Source organism: Streptomyces umbrinus, assembly GCF_030817415.1.
Lineage (GTDB): Bacteria > Actinomycetota > Actinomycetes > Streptomycetales > Streptomycetaceae > Streptomyces > Streptomyces umbrinus_A.
Genome location: NZ_JAUSZI010000002.1, coordinates 2147736 through 2163620 on the forward strand (window position 1 = coordinate 2147736; position 15885 = coordinate 2163620).

At 71.0% G+C, this 15885-nt stretch carries 13 protein-coding genes; 6 read left to right on the forward strand and 7 right to left on the reverse strand.

The window, feature by feature from the left end:
* Window positions 1-41: 41 nt before the first annotated feature.
* Window positions 42-1085 carry an alpha/beta fold hydrolase gene (locus tag QF035_RS10165; protein ID WP_307519729.1) on the reverse strand — a complete coding sequence of 348 codons (1044 nt, stop codon included), beginning with the start codon at window positions 1083-1085 and terminating at the stop codon, window positions 42-44.
* A gap of 241 nt (window positions 1086-1326) precedes the next feature.
* Here QF035_RS10165 and QF035_RS10170 point away from each other — a divergent pair, with 241 nt between their 5' ends.
* Entirely contained in the window at window positions 1327-1554 is a 228-nt protein-coding gene (locus QF035_RS10170) for a hypothetical protein (RefSeq protein ID WP_143644066.1), read from the forward strand.
* Between the two features lie 117 nt (window positions 1555-1671).
* Here the strand turns inward: QF035_RS10170 and QF035_RS10175 are convergent, their stop codons facing one another.
* Entirely contained in the window at window positions 1672-2370 is a 699-nt protein-coding gene (locus QF035_RS10175) for a 4'-phosphopantetheinyl transferase family protein (RefSeq protein WP_307519731.1), read from the reverse strand.
* The gene (locus QF035_RS10180; protein ID WP_307519732.1) at window positions 2318-3223 is read right to left on the reverse strand and encodes a metallophosphoesterase family protein; all 906 of its coding nucleotides are present in this window, start codon (window positions 3221-3223) and stop codon (window positions 2318-2320) included. Before QF035_RS10180 ends, QF035_RS10175 begins: the two co-directional genes overlap by 53 nt.
* Window positions 3224-3445: 222 nt before the next feature.
* Between QF035_RS10180 and QF035_RS10185 the strand changes: the two genes are divergently transcribed.
* From QF035_RS10185 to QF035_RS10205, 5 genes are all read left to right on the forward strand, one after another.
* Window positions 3446-5353, forward strand: a complete 1908-nt coding sequence (locus QF035_RS10185; protein ID WP_307519733.1) for an HAD-IIIC family phosphatase — start codon at window positions 3446-3448, stop codon at window positions 5351-5353.
* Window positions 5350-5577 carry a phosphopantetheine-binding protein gene (locus QF035_RS10190; protein WP_307519734.1) on the forward strand — a complete coding sequence of 76 codons (228 nt, stop codon included), beginning with the start codon at window positions 5350-5352 and terminating at the stop codon, window positions 5575-5577. The genes QF035_RS10185 and QF035_RS10190 overlap by 4 nt, the downstream gene beginning before the upstream one ends.
* Complete coding sequence (locus QF035_RS10195; RefSeq protein WP_307519735.1) at window positions 5574-6338, forward strand: 2-oxo acid dehydrogenase subunit E2; 765 nt, start codon at window positions 5574-5576, stop codon at window positions 6336-6338. The genes QF035_RS10190 and QF035_RS10195 overlap by 4 nt, the downstream gene beginning before the upstream one ends.
* 201 nt (window positions 6339-6539) lie before the next feature.
* Window positions 6540-7721 (forward strand): ATP-grasp domain-containing protein, encoded by a 1182-nt coding sequence (locus QF035_RS10200; protein WP_307519737.1) that lies wholly within the window; start codon window positions 6540-6542, stop codon window positions 7719-7721.
* A gap of 63 nt (window positions 7722-7784) precedes the next feature.
* A complete protein-coding gene (locus QF035_RS10205) occupies window positions 7785-9458 on the forward strand; it encodes a carbohydrate binding domain-containing protein (RefSeq protein ID WP_307519739.1) in 1674 nt (557 codons plus the stop codon).
* Window positions 9459-9503: 45 nt separating this feature from the next.
* Here the strand turns inward: QF035_RS10205 and QF035_RS10210 are convergent, their stop codons facing one another.
* The 4 genes from QF035_RS10210 to QF035_RS10225 all read right to left on the reverse strand — a co-directional run bounded on the left by QF035_RS10210 (window position 9504) and on the right by QF035_RS10225 (window position 15768).
* The gene (locus QF035_RS10210; RefSeq protein WP_307519740.1) at window positions 9504-10376 is read right to left on the reverse strand and encodes a sulfotransferase family protein; all 873 of its coding nucleotides are present in this window, start codon (window positions 10374-10376) and stop codon (window positions 9504-9506) included.
* Between the two features lie 151 nt (window positions 10377-10527).
* A complete protein-coding gene (locus QF035_RS10215) occupies window positions 10528-13581 on the reverse strand; it encodes an alpha-mannosidase (RefSeq protein ID WP_307519742.1) in 3054 nt (1017 codons plus the stop codon).
* 29 nt (window positions 13582-13610) lie between these two features.
* Complete coding sequence (locus QF035_RS10220; protein ID WP_307519744.1) at window positions 13611-14948, reverse strand: 6-phospho-beta-glucosidase; 1338 nt, start codon at window positions 14946-14948, stop codon at window positions 13611-13613.
* Window positions 14949-15018: 70 nt separating this feature from the next.
* Complete coding sequence (locus QF035_RS10225; protein ID WP_055614767.1) at window positions 15019-15768, reverse strand: DeoR/GlpR family DNA-binding transcription regulator; 750 nt, start codon at window positions 15766-15768, stop codon at window positions 15019-15021.
* Between the last annotated feature and the right edge of the window lie 117 nt (window positions 15769-15885).

Genomic DNA, 15885 nt, shown 5'->3' on the forward strand with positions numbered 1-15885 from the left:
GCCCCGGCCATCACGAGGCGCGGCCGACGCCGGCGCGGCGGCTATGTCGCGCTGCGTTCGCTCGCCTCCCTCAGGTCCCGCTCGACCGCAAGGCTGCGGGCGGTGTCCGGGCGGCCCGCGGCGGTTCCCGGGCTGCCGGCGCGCAGGAGGTCGCTCCAGCGTTCGCGGCTCCAGTCGGCGGGGCTGGTGGTGCCGGTGAACTCCTCGACGAGGGCGAGGAATCGGGCGGGGTCGGTGTGGAAGGGGAAGTGCCCGGCGCCCTCGAAGATCTCCAGGCGGCTGCCGGGCATCGCCTCGTGCGCCCCGTACGCGTGCCGTACCGGGACCACGCTGTCACGGTCGCCCCACATCAGCATCGTCGGCATGCCCTGGGTGAGGTAGCAGCGGTCGAGCATCGTCACGACCTGGCCGCGCCAGTCGACCACCGCCCTCAGCGTACGGATGAACGCGCTGCGCGAGGTCGCGTCGGGCAGGGCGTCCACGAGGGTCAGCAACTCAGGGGCGTCCTGGCCCAGGTCGGTGTCGAGGAGCCTCATCAGATGGGCGACCAGCCCCACTTGGATCCGCATCCCGGGCAGCCTCAGTGCCGCCAGGACCAGGTCGGCGCCCGGCAGCGAGACCGCCCGCAGGACCGGGTTCACCTCGCGGCCCACCCCTCCGGCGCTGACCAGGATCAGCCGCTCGGTGCGCTCGGGGAACTGGTATGCGAACTGCATCGCGACGCCGCCGCCGAGCGAGTGCCCGATCAGCGTGGCCTGCTCGATGCCGAGAGTGGAGAGCAGATCGCGCAGCCCGTTGGCGTACGCGGCCACCGAGTAGTCGGCCCGGGGCTTGTCCGAGGCGCCGTGGCCGAGCAGGTCGGGGGCGATCACCGTGTGGGTGCGGGCGAGATCGGGGATGAGGCCGGCCCAGGTCGCCGAGGAGTCGCCGATGCCGTGGATCAGGACGAGTGCCGGGCCCTCGCCCGCCATCCGGTAGGCACGGCGGTACCCGTGCACCACGCGGTGGTGCAGCCGCAGTTCCCCGTCGCCCACCGAGCGCAGCCGTGCGGTGGGCCTCGGGTGCTGTCGCGGGACGTCGACCACGGGCTCGCCTCCCCTCACCGGGCCGCCGGGAGTACGGCTCCAGGCCCTGGCATCCAGCGTAGGACCCTTGTCCGACAAGGGATTTCCGTGATGTTTCCCCTCCGCTAACCGGGCGAACCGACGCGTACCAAAAGGGCATTGTCAGTGGCGAACGGCAAGCTGGACCCAGCGCCACCGCTGTGCGGGGGCGAGTGAACCGCCACAAGCGCTGCTGCCGAGCCGAACCGGGGAGAGCCGTCCGATGCCGACCGCCGTACTGACCGATCACGAACGCACCGCCGTGCAGGCCTATCTGCGACTGCTGCAGACGGTACGGGCCGCCATGGACGGCCCTCCCGGCACGGGCCGACCACCCGTCGTGCCGCCCTCCGCCCTCGCGGAGGCGGAGCGCGCGCTCGCCGCGGCCGGGCTCACGGGCAACGAGGAGGCGTTCTTCCGCCTCCTGCACACGTGGTGCCCGGAGGTGTGATGAGCCGCCGTCAGTCCTTCGACGGAGGCGGGACGGGCCGGGCGAGCCGCACGCGCCCGCGTTCCGCGGCCGTCGCTGCGGGCCCGGCCCTCCGCCGACCGCCGTCCGAGGGCGCGCTCAGTCCTGCGCGTGCTGCACGGTCACCGAGGTCGCCACGAGTCCCCGGCGTACCGTCCAGCGCCCGTCGAAGTGTCCGATCCGTTGGCCGTCGACCACCGGCCCCGGCACGAGGAGCCGGGCACGGAAGCCACCTGACGTGGTGTGTCCGGGATCCATGAAGACGTCGATGTCCGCCTCGGTGAAGTCGAGCCACTTCCCGGTGAGGGGGAACCACGCCTTGTAGACCGACTCCTTGGCGCTGAACAGGAGCCGGTCCCAGTGGACGCCGGGGTGCTGCGCGGCGAGGCCGCGCAGCCGCCGGTCCTCGTCGGGCAGCGCCACGGACGCCAGCACGTTGTCCGGGAGCGGCCGATGGGGCTCCGCGTCGATGCCGAGCGAGGCCAGATCGCTGGCTCGGGCCAGCGCCGCGGCGGCGTAGCCCTCGCAGTGCGTCATGCTGCCGATCAGCCCGGCGGGCCACTGCGGTGCTCCCCGCTCACCGGGCAGCACGGCCTGCGGGGACACGCCGAGCTTCTCCATGGCGTGCCGGGCACAGCCGCGTACGAGGGTGAACTCACGGCGCCGTTTCTCGACGGCGCGCGAGATCAGCGCCTGTTCCTCGGGATAGAGCTCGGGGTACGGCGTCGTGCCGCCGGGCCGCTCGTCACCGTGTGCCTCCACGGCCACGACCGACTCCGGGAGCAGCTCCTCGATCACCGGATCCGACCTCCATCGGCAGAATGCGGCGCAGCTTGCCCGGCGGTTCCGAGCGCTTGCGCCACTCGCGGGGGTAACCCACCGACACCTCTTCGAAGCGGACGCCGTCGAGCCAGGTGGTGCGGGGAATGTGCAGGTGGCCGTAGACCATGGCCGCGACGCGGTACGTGCGGTGCCAGTCCGCGGTGAGCCGGGTGCCGCACCACATGGCGAACTCCGGGTACCAGAGGACCTCCGTCGGGTGGCGGTCCAGCGGGTAGTGGTTGACCAGGACCGTCGGCAGTTCGGCGGGGATCTCCGCGAGCCTGCGCTCGGTCTCTTCCACCCGGGCCCGGCACCAGGCCTCACGGCTCGGGTACGGGTCGGGGTGCAGGAAGTGCTCGTCCGTGCAGACGACACCGGTCCCGTGGGCGTACGTGAGCCCCTCTTCCTTGGTCGCGCAGCCCGCGGGCAGGAACGAGTAGTCGTAGAGGAGGAAGAGCGGCGCGACGGTGACCGGTCCGCCGGGGCCCTCCCACACCGGGTACGGGTCTTCCGGGGTCGTCACTCCCAGCTCGCGGCAGACCTCCACGAGGTGCTCGTAGCGGGCCACGCCGCGCAGGGTGACGGTGTCCTTGGGGTGGGTCCACAGCTCGTGGTTGCCGGGTGCCCAGATCACCTTGCGGAAGCGGGAGGCGAGCGTTTCGAGGGCCCATCGGATGTCGGCCACCGTCTCCGCGACGTCGCCGGCCACCAGGAGCCAGTCGTCGTCGGTCTCGGGGCGCATCCGCTCGACGAGGGCGCGGTTCTCGGCGTATCCGATGTGCAGGTCGCTGATGGCCAGCAGCCGGCCCGGACGGTCAGCCGTCGTCACCCTCGCCCCCTCCGTGGACCGGAGACGCCCCTCGGCGTGCCCGGATGGGACCACAAGAACACATGCCGCCTCCACGGTACAAGAGCGGCTTTAGCCGCCCCGCCGACGATGTGGCCACGGCCGGACTTCTGGGTGCGGGCCGTCGGTCATTTGGGTGCGGGTCCGTTGGGTTGCTCGCGCCGTTCCCCGCGCCCCTACGGGGCGCCGAGCCCGAGGAGAGCTATGACAGGGGCGTCCGGGCCTTCGACGTTGCTCGATCTGCACCGTGAAGGGCGGCTCCTCCGTGAGTATCCCGGTGTTCGGCGGCTGCTCTGCGGGGCCTCGGACGCCGAACTCGCCCGGGCCGGGCAGTTGTTGGCGCGGCTCGATCCGGACGAGGTGGTGGCGGAGCATCCGGCCGTGCCGGTCGTGACCGTCGCCGTCACCGGGCACGGCACGCTGGCCCCGCTGCTGCCGTCCCTGACCGTCGAACTGGCCCGCCACGGGCTGCTGTTGCGGCCGCATCTCGCGGACTTCGACGCGTACGTCTTCGACCTCGCCGCCCCGGACGGCGAGCTGTACCGGGCCGAACTGGCCCTCTGTGTGCTCGACCCGATGGTGGTCTTCGACGAGGTTCCCGTGCCCTGGGGGCCCGAGGACGTGGAGCGGGTGGCGCGGGAGCGGATCGGGACGCTGGCGGGGCTGGTCGCGCGGTTCGTGGAGTCCGCGCGCGGGACGCTCGTCCTCAACACCCTGCCGCTGCCGAGGCGGTTCGCCGCGCAGCTCGTCGACCACCGGTCGCGGGCGCGGCTCGGGGCGGTGTGGCGGGAGGCCAACTCACGGCTGCTGCGGCTGGCCGAGCAGCACGAGCGGGTCGTCGTCCTCGACCTGGATCCGCTGGCCGGCGAGGGCGTGCCCGTGGTCGAGCCGCGGCTGAGCCAGTACACCAGGACGCACCTCTCCCCCGCCCTGCTCGCCGCGTACGCCCGTGAGGTCGGGCATCTCGCCCGGCATCGGGCCGGGCAGGGCAAGAAGGCCCTCGTCCTGGATCTGGACGGCACGCTGTGGGGCGGGATCCTCGGCGAGGACGGCCCGGACGGCATCGAGACCGGAGCCGACGGCACGCACCGCGGCGGGGCCCACCACGCGTTCCAGCGGGTCGTCGGACAACTCGCCGCGCAGGGCGTGCTGCTGGCCGCCGTCAGCAAGAACGACCCCGAACCGGTCGGCGAGGTGCTGCGCGGGCATCCCGGCATGTTCCTGCGCGAGGACGACTTCGTCCGGGTCGTCGCCAACTGGCGGCCCAAGCACGACAACCTCACCGAGCTCGCCGAGGCGCTCAACCTGGGCGTGGACAGCTTCGTGTTCGTGGACGACAGCCCCTACGAGTGCGGGCTCGTCCGCCACGAGCTGCCGGGGGTCTCCGTCGTACCCGTGAACGGCGAACCGGCCCTGCACATCGAGGCGTTGCTGCGCGACGGCTGGTTCGACGCCCCGGAACTGACCCGCGAGGACGTCACACGGGTCGCCCAGTACCGCGACGAGCTGGTCCGCAAGGACTTCCTCGACGGCTTCGACTCCCTCGACGAATACCTGCGTCAGTTGCGGGTCGAGGTCCGGCTCGTCGAGGCCGGGCCCGCCGAGGTGGCCCGGCTCTCCCAACTGACCCTGCGCACCAACCAGTTCAACCAGACGACGCTGCGGCTGGGGCCCGCCGAGGTCCGCGCCCTCCTCGACGATCCGACGGCGCGTGTCCTGGCCGTCCGCGCCGCCGACCGCTTCGGGGACAATGGCGTCGTCGGCGCGGTGTTCACGCACCGGCACGGCGACACCGTCCACATCGACAACTTCCTGCTCAGCTGCCGGGTGTTCTCCCGAGGCATCGAGCAGACCGCGCTCTGTGCCGTGCTGCGACACGCCCGCGCACACGGCGCCCGTGCGGTGCGCGCGAACCACCGGGCCGCACCGAAGAACGCCAAGGTCAAGGACTTCTACCCGAGGAACGGCTTCGTCCGGGTCGCGGACGAGAACACGACAGCCACCTGTCAGCACGACGGCACGACCGTGACGTACGAGCACGACCTCGCGGTCCTGCCCGTCCCGCCCGCGCACGTCCACTTCACCGAGATCCCGGGAGACGACGGCTCGTGAACTCCATCGACGACTTCCTCATCCTCCTCCAGGACGACCTGGGCCTGCCGGTGACCGGCGCGGACGTCGGCGCGGGGCTCGACCGGGTGCCCGGCTGGGACTCCGTGCACCTGCTCTCGCTCCTCGCGCTCCTGGAGCGTACGACCGGCCGTGCGCTCCCTCTGGCGGAGGCCCTGGAGGCCGGCAGCCTGGAGGAGATCTACGCGCTGGCGGTGGCCTCGTGAGGATCTCAACGGTCGCCCGCGAGCGCCGCCACACCCTGGCCTTCCTCGACGGCATCCGGTCCTTCGCGCCGGTGTTCCTCGGTACGTCGGTCGACATGGGCAACGTACGGGAGCACCGCGCCGGGCAGCCGTCGGGGCGCCGGATCTCCACGGTCACGTACGTGCTCCATGTGGCCGCGCGGGTGCTGGCCGCGCACCCCGAGGCGAACGCCGCGCTCCGGGGCCGGTCCAGGGTCGCCCGCTACGACGGTGTGCACGGCAAGTTCACGCTCGACCGCACGCTGGGCGGCCGCCGGGTGGTGCTGTCGGCCGTGCTGCCGGACCTGGAGCGGGCCGGGCTCGGCGAGATCCAGGAGCGCGTCGACCACTTCCGCGACGGTGACCCCGCGACGATGCCGGAGTTCGCCGGCGTCCGCGCGCTCCAGCGGCTGCCCGGGCCGCTGCGCACCCTCGCCTACCGTGCCGCCACCCGTCCCCTGCGCAGGCGGGCCTCGACGACGGGCACGTTCGCGGTGAGTTCGCTCGGCCACCGTCCGGTGGAGGCGTTCCACTCCGTCGGCGGGACCACGATCACGCTCGGGCTCGGCGCGACCGCCGACCGCCCGGCGGTCCGTGACGGGAGGGTCGTCGTCGCTCCGGTGCTGCCGCTGAGCCTCACCTTCGACCACCGTGTGATCGACGGCGCCGAGGCGGCGGACGTGCTCGCGGAGATCAAGGAGGGGCTGGAGTCCTTCAAGGGGAGCGGGGTCCAGGGGGCCTGACGTGCCTCAGGAGCACCGGCGGGCCCGTCCCGGGATTCTGTAACACGCACGTAGCAGCGAGCACGCTGCGCAGGCCCTATGATCGGCCCTACACAACCGCCACGGACTCCCGTTTTCGAACGGCGGTTTTGTGTACCCATTTACTCCTTGGCCGGGCACGGCTTGCTTCGCCGTGCCCGCGAACCCTGAAAGGCGGCCTGCATGGTCTCTCGCGTACGCGTCTGGCTCAACCGCACGTACGCGGAGAACGTGTTCTTCATGGATCAGCTACGGCGAAATCCGTGCGGCAGGGCCGTCGAGATCCACGCGACCCACGGCGACGCCGATTCCCCCATCCTCGCCGCCGCCGACGTGGCCGCGCTGGAGCCGGAGGGGCTGTCCCCGGCGGCGTACGTCGAGTACGCGCTCGACCAGTGCGCCCGGCACTCCATCGACGTGTTCGTGCCGGTCCTGCACCAGGCGACCCTCGTCGAGCACCGCGAGGAGTTCGCCGCGGTCGGTACGGCGCTGCTCGCGCCTCCCGCGGAGGCCGTGCACACCTTCCAGGACAAGGTGATCGCGTACGAGGCGGTCGAGAAGCTCGGCATTCCGGCACCGCCGTGGTGGCGGGTGCGGACCGCGGAGGAGCTGGTCACGGCGGTCGACGCGCTGGAGGCCGACGGCCACAAGGCGTGCTTCAAGCCGGCCTCCGGAGCGGGCGGCGTCGGTTTCCGCATCATCACGCGGACCCCCTTCTCCCTGATGCACCTCAACGGCTTCCCCAGCCCGTACGTGCCACTGGACATGGTCGTAGAGGCGCTGAAGCAGGCCGACGAGCCGGTGGACTGGCTGGTCATGCCGCGTCTGGAGCAGCCGGAGGTGTCCGTGGACTGCCTGACCGGTCCGGACGGACGGGTACGGATGGCCGTGGGCCGGACCAAGAACGGCCGGCGGCGCGGCTTCACACTCGACCCTCAGTGGATCGAGCCGTCCCGGCTGCTCGCGGAGTCGTTCGGGCTGCACTACCTGACGAACATTCAGTTCCGGATGCTCGGCGACGAGCCGGTCCTCATGGACGTCAACACGCGCCCGGCCGGCGGCCTGCACCAGCTCTCGCAGTGCGGCATCAACGCCCCCTGGGCGGCGGTGCGGCTGGCGCTCGGCGAGGAGCCCGGCGACGTGGTCCCGCCGTTCCTCGGACAGGACTACACGGTGGTCGCGGGACCGCGCGCGGTACGGCCCGTGTCGCTGCCGCAGCAGCGCGCGGAACTGGACCTCCCCGTCCCCCCGGCCGCGACCGCGACCGCCGCGGAGCCCACCGTCGAGGCGCACTCGGAGCAGACCACCCAGGCGTCTCATCCGGCACAGGCGGCACAGACTTCGGACAGTCCCTTGACAGTCTGATTGGTCCATACCAACTTGGTGAGCGTGCCAACTCCCGTACCCCCATACGTTCAGGGAGATCACGTGCGCCTCAGACGTTCCAGAGACCGTTTCCTCGCGCTGCTCGCTTCGGCCGCCCTGGCTCTCGCCGGGGCGGTCGCGCTGCCCGGCACCGCCCAGGCGGCCAACCTGCTGTCCAACGCCGGCTTCGAGTCGGGCAGCCTCTCCCCCTGGTCCTGCTCGGGCAACCTCGGCTCGATCGTGTCGAGCCCGGTCCACGGGGGCACCAAGGCCCTTGCGGGCGCGGCGAGTTCGAGTGACATCGCCAAGTGCAGCCAGACCGTGTCGGTCCAGCCGAACACCGCGTACCGCCTGACGGGCTGGGTGCGCGGCAGCTACGCCTACCTGGGCGTGGACGGCGGGCCGTCGACCTGGACCCAGTCACCCTCCGCCTACAGCCAGTTGACCGTGCCGTTCACCACCGGCGCGTCGCAGACGAGCGCCACGATCTACACGCACGGCTGGTACGCGCAGGGCACCTACCAGGCCGACGACATCAGCCTCGACGGTCCTGGCGGCGGCTCGGACACCCAGGCGCCGACGGCCCCCTCGACCCTGCGCTCCACCGGGAAGACCTCGTCGAGCGTGTCGCTGGCGTGGAACGCGTCGAGCGACAACGTGGGCGTCACCGCGTACGACATCTACAGCGGCACCAACCAGGTGCTCAGTGTCTCCGGGACGAGTGCCACGGTCAGCGGGCTCTCGCCGAGCACCGCGTACACGTTCACCGTGCGGGCCCGGGACGCGGCCGGGAACCGGTCGGCCGCCTCCAACTCCCTTGCCGTGACAACCGATCCGGGCGGTGGCGGGGGTACCGGCTTCAAGCAGGCCGCGCCCTATCTGTACCTCGGCTGGGGTGACCCGCCCAGCGCCCCGTCGGTGATGAACTCGACCGGCGTGAAGTGGTTCACGATGGCGTTCATCCTCTCCTCCGGAGGCTGCAACCCGGCCTGGGACGGATCGCGTCCGCTGACCGGCGGCAACGACCAGTCCGTCATCAACTCCATCCGCTCGGCGGGCGGCGACATCGTCCCGTCCATCGGCGGCTGGAGCGGCAACAAGCTGGGGCCGAACTGCTCGACACCCGAGGCGCTCGCGGGCGCGTACCAGAAGGTGATCGACGCGTACGGGCTGAAGGCGATCGACGTCGACATCGAGAACACCGACGAGTTCGAGAACGAGGTCGTCCAGGACCGGATTCTCAACGCCCTGAGGATCGTCAAGCAGAACAACCCCGGGCTGCGGACGATCATCACCTTCGGCACGTCGACGACCGGCCCGACCTACTGGGGCAACCGGCTCATCGAGCGGGCCTCGGCTCTCAACGCGAACATCGACGTCTTCACCATCATGCCGTTCGACTTCGGCGGCGGCGCCGACATGTACGGCAACACGGTGAACGCGACGGAGGGGCTGAAGACCAAGCTCAAGTCGGTCTTCGGCTGGGACGACGCCACGGCCTACGCGCACATCGGCATCTCCGGCATGAACGGTCTCAGCGACCAGCAGGAGCTCACCTCACCGGCGACCTGGACGCAGATCCGCGACTGGGCGAACTCCCACCACATCGCCCGCCTCGCGTTCTGGTCGGTCAACCGCGACCGGCCGTGCCCGGGCGGCGGCGTGGTCAGCAACTGCTCCGGCATCAGCCAGAGCAACTGGCAGTTCACGTCGATCACGGCGGGCTTCACCGGCTGACGGCCGCGCAAGGTCCCGAGAACGGCTATCAACGGGGGTGCCCGGTCAGTCGACCGGGTACCCCCACGCCTTTGCCAACTCAGTCAGGCGCGGCGGCAGTTGGGCCGTCGGGTCGGCCGGGCGGGCCTGCTGGATGCGGCCCGACCTGATCGTGGGGCTCCAGTCGCCGAGCTGCGGGCGGAAGTCGCCGTGGTCCTTGTCGCCGTAGTCGAGCATCGTGCTCTCCCAGGGGACACCGAGGTACTCGCACAGACCGCGGGTGGTCCGCTCCGGGTGGGCGGTGAGGTCCTCGTACGTCATCACGTGGGCGTCGAGGGTGCGGCGGGCCTCGTCCAGTTTCTCGCTGTAGTCGAGGACCTCGGCGCGGATCTGTTCGTGGTCCGGGTCGGTGCGGCGGTCGGTGAGCGAGGCGACGACCGCGCCGGGGTGGCGGAGCAGCACGATGTAGCGGGCGTTCGGCCAACATCGGTGCAGGCGCGGCCACATGAGGGTGTTCGGCGGGGTCTTGTCGACGATGATCTGCTTGCCGCTGCGGGCGAGTTCCAGGTGCAGCACCCGGTCCCACAGCACATGCTCCAGCTCGTCCTTGTCGAGTTCGAGCGCCTTCATGGCGTCGGCGGTGAAGTCGCGCGACAGGTTGATGTGCAGGGTGCGCAGATGCATCTCGTGCGGGGCGCGGATCCTGCTGTGGCTGTTCAGCAGGACCCTCAGCAGGGTCGAGCCCGAGCGCACGGAGGAGAGGACGAAGACCGGCGAGTCCACCAGCCGCGGGGCGGGCGGAGCGGTGTACGAGTCCCCGTCGGTCCGGGGCGCGGGCATGGCGTCGAGGTTCCGGCGCGGCGGACTCACCGCCTGGGCCATCAGCCTTCCCCTGCGCCTCAGCCCCTTGCCGATCGCGGACATTCGCGGGTCTCGCACAGTGACACCTTTCTCTCGCACTGCCCCACATCAGAGGGGCGACGGGCGAACTCCAGGTGTCGTACAGGGAACAGGCACTGGTCACGGCGGGCGATGGACCCGCCGTGACCAGGCGTCTTACCGCTTCCTTAATTCTTCATGGGAAGCGTGGTCACTTGTTCCCCACAGCCAGGCGCAGCGTCTGGATCTCGAAGGGCCGCAGGGTGACGGACACGCTGTCGCCGTCCGTGTCCGCGCTGGTCAGCGGGCGTTCCAGGAGATCGGTGAGCTGGGCGCCCGCGAGCGGGAAGCTCGTGCGCAGGGTGCCCTGTGCCCGGCCGCCGAGGGACTCGTAGACGCGTACGACGACATCGCCGGAGGCGTCGTCGGCGAGCTTGACCGACTCGATGGTCACACCGCCCCCGCCCTCCACGGACACGACCGGCTCGGGGGTGCCCGCCGAGTCCGCCACCCGCAGCGGGAGGTTGAGCGAGTAGCCCTCGGCGACCGCGTCCTCGATGGTCGCGCCGGGCAGCAGCGCGTAAGTGAAGCGGTGCTTGCCCTGGTCGGCCTCCGGGTCCGGGATGCGCGGGGCGCGGACCAGGCTGAGGTGGACCGTGGTGGTCGTGCCGCCGTCCTCGCGGACCGTGCGGGTGACGTCGTGGCCGTAGGTGGAGTCGTTGATGACCGCGACGCCGTAGCCCGGTTCGCCGATGTGGACCCAGCGGTGGCCGGAGACCTCGAAGCGGGCGGACTCCCAGCTGGTGTTGGTGTGCGTGGGCCGCTGGATGTGGCCGAACGCGATCTCGGCGGACGAGTGGGCGGCCCGGACGTCCACCGGGAAGCCCGCCTTGAGGAACTTCTCGGCCTCGTGCCAGTCGATGTCCGTCTCGAAGTCGATACGGGGGCTGCCGGCGCGCAGGCTGATCGTCTGGGTGATGCGCGAGCCCTTGCCGAAGGAGCGCTCCACGCGGATCGCGCCCAGCAGCGGGTCCTCCTCGACCACGGTCACCGACTCCGCGTCCAGCAGGTCCGTGTAGCGGTTCTTGTAGTGCTTGTCGACGTCCCACGCGTCCCAGTAGTTGGGGAGGTCCGTGTGCAGCCGGAGCAGGTTGCCCGTGTCGGCGAGGACCTCTCGGCCGCCGGCGCGCAGATCACGTACGGAGGCCAGGGTGCCGTCCTCGGCGACCTCGACGCGGACCAGGCCGTTGTCGAGGACACGGCCCTCGACTGTCACCGGCCGGGGGGCCTCGCCGGTGCCGAGGGGCGCGCTGCCGTTCGCGGGGACGACGGTGTGGGCGAGGGTGCCGTCGGCGGTCCGTACGACCTCCCGGCGCTCGACCGGGCTGGTGTTGAAGACACGAGTGCCGCCCGTGCCGAGTGCGGTGACCGCCTCGGCGGTCAGCTCCTCGACCTCGACCGCGACCCGCGCGTACTCGGCCTCCGCCTCGCGGTGCACCCAGGCGATGGACGATCCGGGCAGGATGTCGTGGAACTGGTGGAGCAGGACCGTCTTCCAGAGCCGGTCGAGCTTCTCGTGCGGGTAGGCGTAGCCGGGTGCGTGCAGCGCGGCCGTCGTGGCCCACAACTCGGCCTCGCGGAGCTTGTGTTCGCTCCTGCGGTTGCCCTGCTTGGTGCGGGCCTGCGAGGTGTAGGTGGCGCGGTGCAGCTCCAGGTAGAGCTCGCCGACCCAGACCGGGGCGTCCGGGTACTCCTCACGGGCCTTGGCGAAGAAGTCGTCCGGGTGCTCGACGACGACCTTGGGTGAGCCTTCCAGGTCGGCCAGCCTGCGCGCCCGTTCCATGATCTCGCGGGTGGGGCCGCCGCCGCCGTCGCCCCAGCCGAAGGGTGCCAGCGAGCGCGTGGCGGCGCCCTTCTCCTGGTAGTTGCGCGTGGCGCGGGCCATCTCCTCGCCGCTGAAGCGGGCGTTGTAGGTGTCGACCGGCGGGAAGTGCGTGAAGATCCGCGTGCCGTCGATGCCCTCCCACCAGAAGGTGTGGTGCGGGAACTTGTTGGTCTGGTTCCAGGAGATCTTCTGGGTGAGGAACCACTCGTTGCCGGCCAGCTTGGCGAGCTGCGGGTAGGCCGCGGTGTAGCCGAAGGAGTCCGGCAGCCAGACGCCCTTGGTCTCGACGCCGAAGTGCTCGATGAAGAACCGCTTGCCGTGGATGAGCTGGCGGGCGACGGCCTCGCCGCCGGGCAGGTTGCCGTCGGCCTCGACCCACATGCCGCCGACCGGCGCCCACTGGCCCTTCTTGACCGACTCCTGGATGCGGGCCCAGACCTTCGGGTAGTTGTCGCGCACCCACTCGTACTGCTGGGCCTGGGAGCAGGCGAAGATGAAGTCGTCGTACTCGTCGGCGAGCGAGGTGACGTTCGAGAAGGTGCGGGACGTCTTGCGCTTGGTCTCGCGGATCGGCCAGAGCCAGGCCGAGTCGATGTGCGCGTGGCCGACACCGGAGACGATGTGGGCGCTGGCGTTGGCGGGCTTGGACAGCGCGGGCTTGAGTGCGGCCCGTACGTCCGCCGCCGTGCCGGAGACGTCGTCGAGGTCCAGCAGGTCCAGGGCCCGGTCCAGGGTGTGCATGATCTCGTGCCGGCGCGGGTCGTGCTCGCCCAGCTCCAGCATCAGTTCGCGCAGCACCTGGACGTCGAGGTCGAGATGCCAGACCTCCTCGTCGAGGACGGCGATGTCGGCGCGCTGGAAGGTGTAGATCGGCTTGTCGCCCGCGGTGAGCTTGTCGCCGAGCGGTGTGATCTTGGAGAAGTTGTCGGCGAGGATGTCCGGGTTGGAGGCCGCCTCGACCAGATAGTCGATCTGCTCGCCGCCGACGGCGGGATTGGCGATCGCCACGTACTGGTTGAGCGGGTTGACCGCCTTCAGCGGGGTGCCGTCCGTGAGGTGGACGAGCGCCTCGGCCTGGTTGCCCGGCCAGTCGCCGATGAAGCCGAGGTCGATGACGGCCTCGACGCGCTTGCCGGCCCACTCGGCGGGAACCTGTCCGCGCATCCGGAACCAGGTGGTGCCCCAGGGCGGGCCCCAGGGGGTGTCCATCGCGAAGGGCTCGTACGAGGCGGCCGCGGCCTCCTCGAAGGGGACGGGCTCGCCCGGAGCCTGCCAGGCCTCGACCTCGAACGGTACGGAGGCGGCGTAGATCGCGGTCTTGATGCGCTGGTCGTGGACGCGCTGGACGCGCTCTTCGATCCGGCGGCGTTCGTCGTGCATCTCAAGTCTCCAGGTAGCGGGGAAAGCGCTTACTTAAGGTACGCCAAGCCGGGATGGACCCCGGTGTATCCGTCGACCAGCCTGCGGGCGACGTTCACGGAGTCGACGAGCGGGTGCAGGGCGAAGGCCTTCACGGCCGTCGTGCGGGAACGCGACTCGGCGGCGGCGAGCACCTCGCGCTCCACCGCCTTCACCGCGCAGACCAGGCCGGTCGCGTGGTCCGGGAGCGGGGCGACGGCGACCGGGTGGGCGCCGTTGGCGTCGACCAGGCAGGGCACCTCGATGACGGCGTCCGTGTCGAGCACCGAGAGGGTGCCTTGGTTGCGGACGTTGAGGATCAGCGTGGTGCGCTCGTCGCGGGCGATGGCCCGCATCAGGGCCAGCGCCACCTTCTCGTAGCCGCCGGAGAGGTCGTCGGCGTCACGCTCGCCCGCGCCGGCCGTCTCCCGGTTCTCCGACATGTACGTGGCCTCGCGCTCGGCGCGCGTACGGTCCCAGGCGGTGAGCGCGGCGGCGTCCGGGCGCTTCATCTCCTCGTAGAAGTGCTCCTGCTGGTCGCGGAGGAACGCGCCGCGGGTCTTCTCGGCCTCGCTGTAGGCGCGGACCGCTTCCCGGTTGAAGTAGTAGTAGTGCAGGTACTCGTTCGGGATCGCGCCGAGCGACTGGAGCCACTCGGTGCCGAAGAGCTTGCCCTCCTCGAAGGACCCGAGGAGGTCCGGGTCGGCGAGCAGCCGCGGGAGTTCGTCGCGTCCGGCGACGTGCAGGCCGCGGACCCAGCCGAGGTGGTTGAGGCCGACGTAGTCGATCCAGGCCTCGCGCGGGTTGGCGCCGAGCACCCGGGCGATCCGGCGGCCGAGGCCGACCGGCGAGTCGCAGATGCCGATGACGCGGTCGCCGAGGTGGCGGGACATGGCCTCGGTGACCAGGCCCGCCGGGTTGGTGAAGTTGATGAGCCAGGCGTCGGGCGCGAGCCGGGCCACACGCCGGGCGATGTCCACGGCGACGGGCACCGTGCGCAGCCCGTACGCGATGCCGCCGGCACCGACCGTCTCCTGGCCGAGGACGCCCTGGTCGAGGGCGACCCGCTCGTCGGCCGCACGGCCTTCGAGGCCGCCGACGCGGATCGCGGAGAAGATGAAGTCGGCGCCGCGCAGCGCTTCGTCGAGATCGGTGGTGGCGGTCACGGTCGGAGCGTCGGGGACGTCCGCCGCCTGCTCGGCGAGGACGCGGGCGACGGCGGAGAGCCGTCCCGCGTCCAGGTCGTGCAGCACGACGTCGGTGACGCGGCCCTCGCCGCGGTCCCCGAGGAGCGCCCCGTACACGAGCGGCACACGGAACCCGCCGCCGCCCAGAATCGTCAGCTTCACGCAACTGCCCTTTCGATGTTCGTCGAGGACCTTGAGCTCCTCGATGTCCGCGAACCGGCGCGCACGCCGTTCACGTCAGCACCACGCGCACACCCGCCTCCTCAAGGGCCGACCGCGTCCCGGCGTCCGCCGGTCCGTTGGTCACCACCACGTCCAGTTCCTCGGGCCCGCAGACCTTGGCCATGCCCGTACCCGGGAATTTGGCGCGGTCGGCGAGCAGGACGACCCGCTCGGCCGCCTTGATCATGGCCCGCTTGACCGGCACCTCGACGACCGTCGTGTCCATCACCTGCCCGCCGGGGCGCACTCCACTGGTGCCGAGGAAGAGCCAGTCCGCGTGCAGCTGACGCAGGTTGTCCTCGGTGAGGAAGCCGACCAGTGAGCGGTACTCGCGGCGGACCATGCCGCCGAGCAGCACCAGTTCGATGCCCTCGTCGTCCACCAGCTCCTCGTAGACCACGAGGTTGCTGGTGATCACGGTGATCCGGCGGCCGTGCAGCTGCCGGGCCAGCCGGTACGCGGTGGTGCCGATGTCGAGCAGGACCGACTGGCCGTCCTCGACCATCGCGGCGGCGCGTTCGGCTATGGCGTCCTTCTCGGCCACGCGCACCTCGGCGACCTCGGCGAAGGGCTGGTCGCCCTCCTCGGCGACCGCCCCGCCGTGCACGCGGGTGAGCAGCCCCTCCTCCTCCAGTTTGAGCAGGTCACGCCGGACTGTGGCGGGGCTCACACCCAGCTGCTCCGAGAGGTCGGTGACGGCTGCGGGGCCCCCGTTTCGCAGGGCCCGCAGGATGAGTTGATGTCGTCGCTCTGCCAGCACGCGCTGAACAGTACTCGTCATTCGCAATCATTTCCATGCTCAGTTCTGCTCGACTCTTGCCAAATCGGCCTGAGGCGCGCACGATCCTGTCCACCGAAACACGATCCCGTGCATCGA

Coding starts and splice junctions, on each gene's coding strand:
- QF035_RS10170 (WP_143644066.1), top strand. CDS start 1,327: ATGCCGACCGCCGTACTGACCGATCACGAACGCACCGCCGTGCAGGCC.
- QF035_RS10185 (WP_307519733.1), top strand. CDS start 3,446: ATGACAGGGGCGTCCGGGCCTTCGACGTTGCTCGATCTGCACCGTGAA.
- QF035_RS10200 (WP_307519737.1), top strand. CDS start 6,540: ATGGTCTCTCGCGTACGCGTCTGGCTCAACCGCACGTACGCGGAGAAC.
- QF035_RS10215 (WP_307519742.1), bottom strand. CDS start 13,581: ATGCACGACGAACGCCGCCGGATCGAAGAGCGCGTCCAGCGCGTCCAC.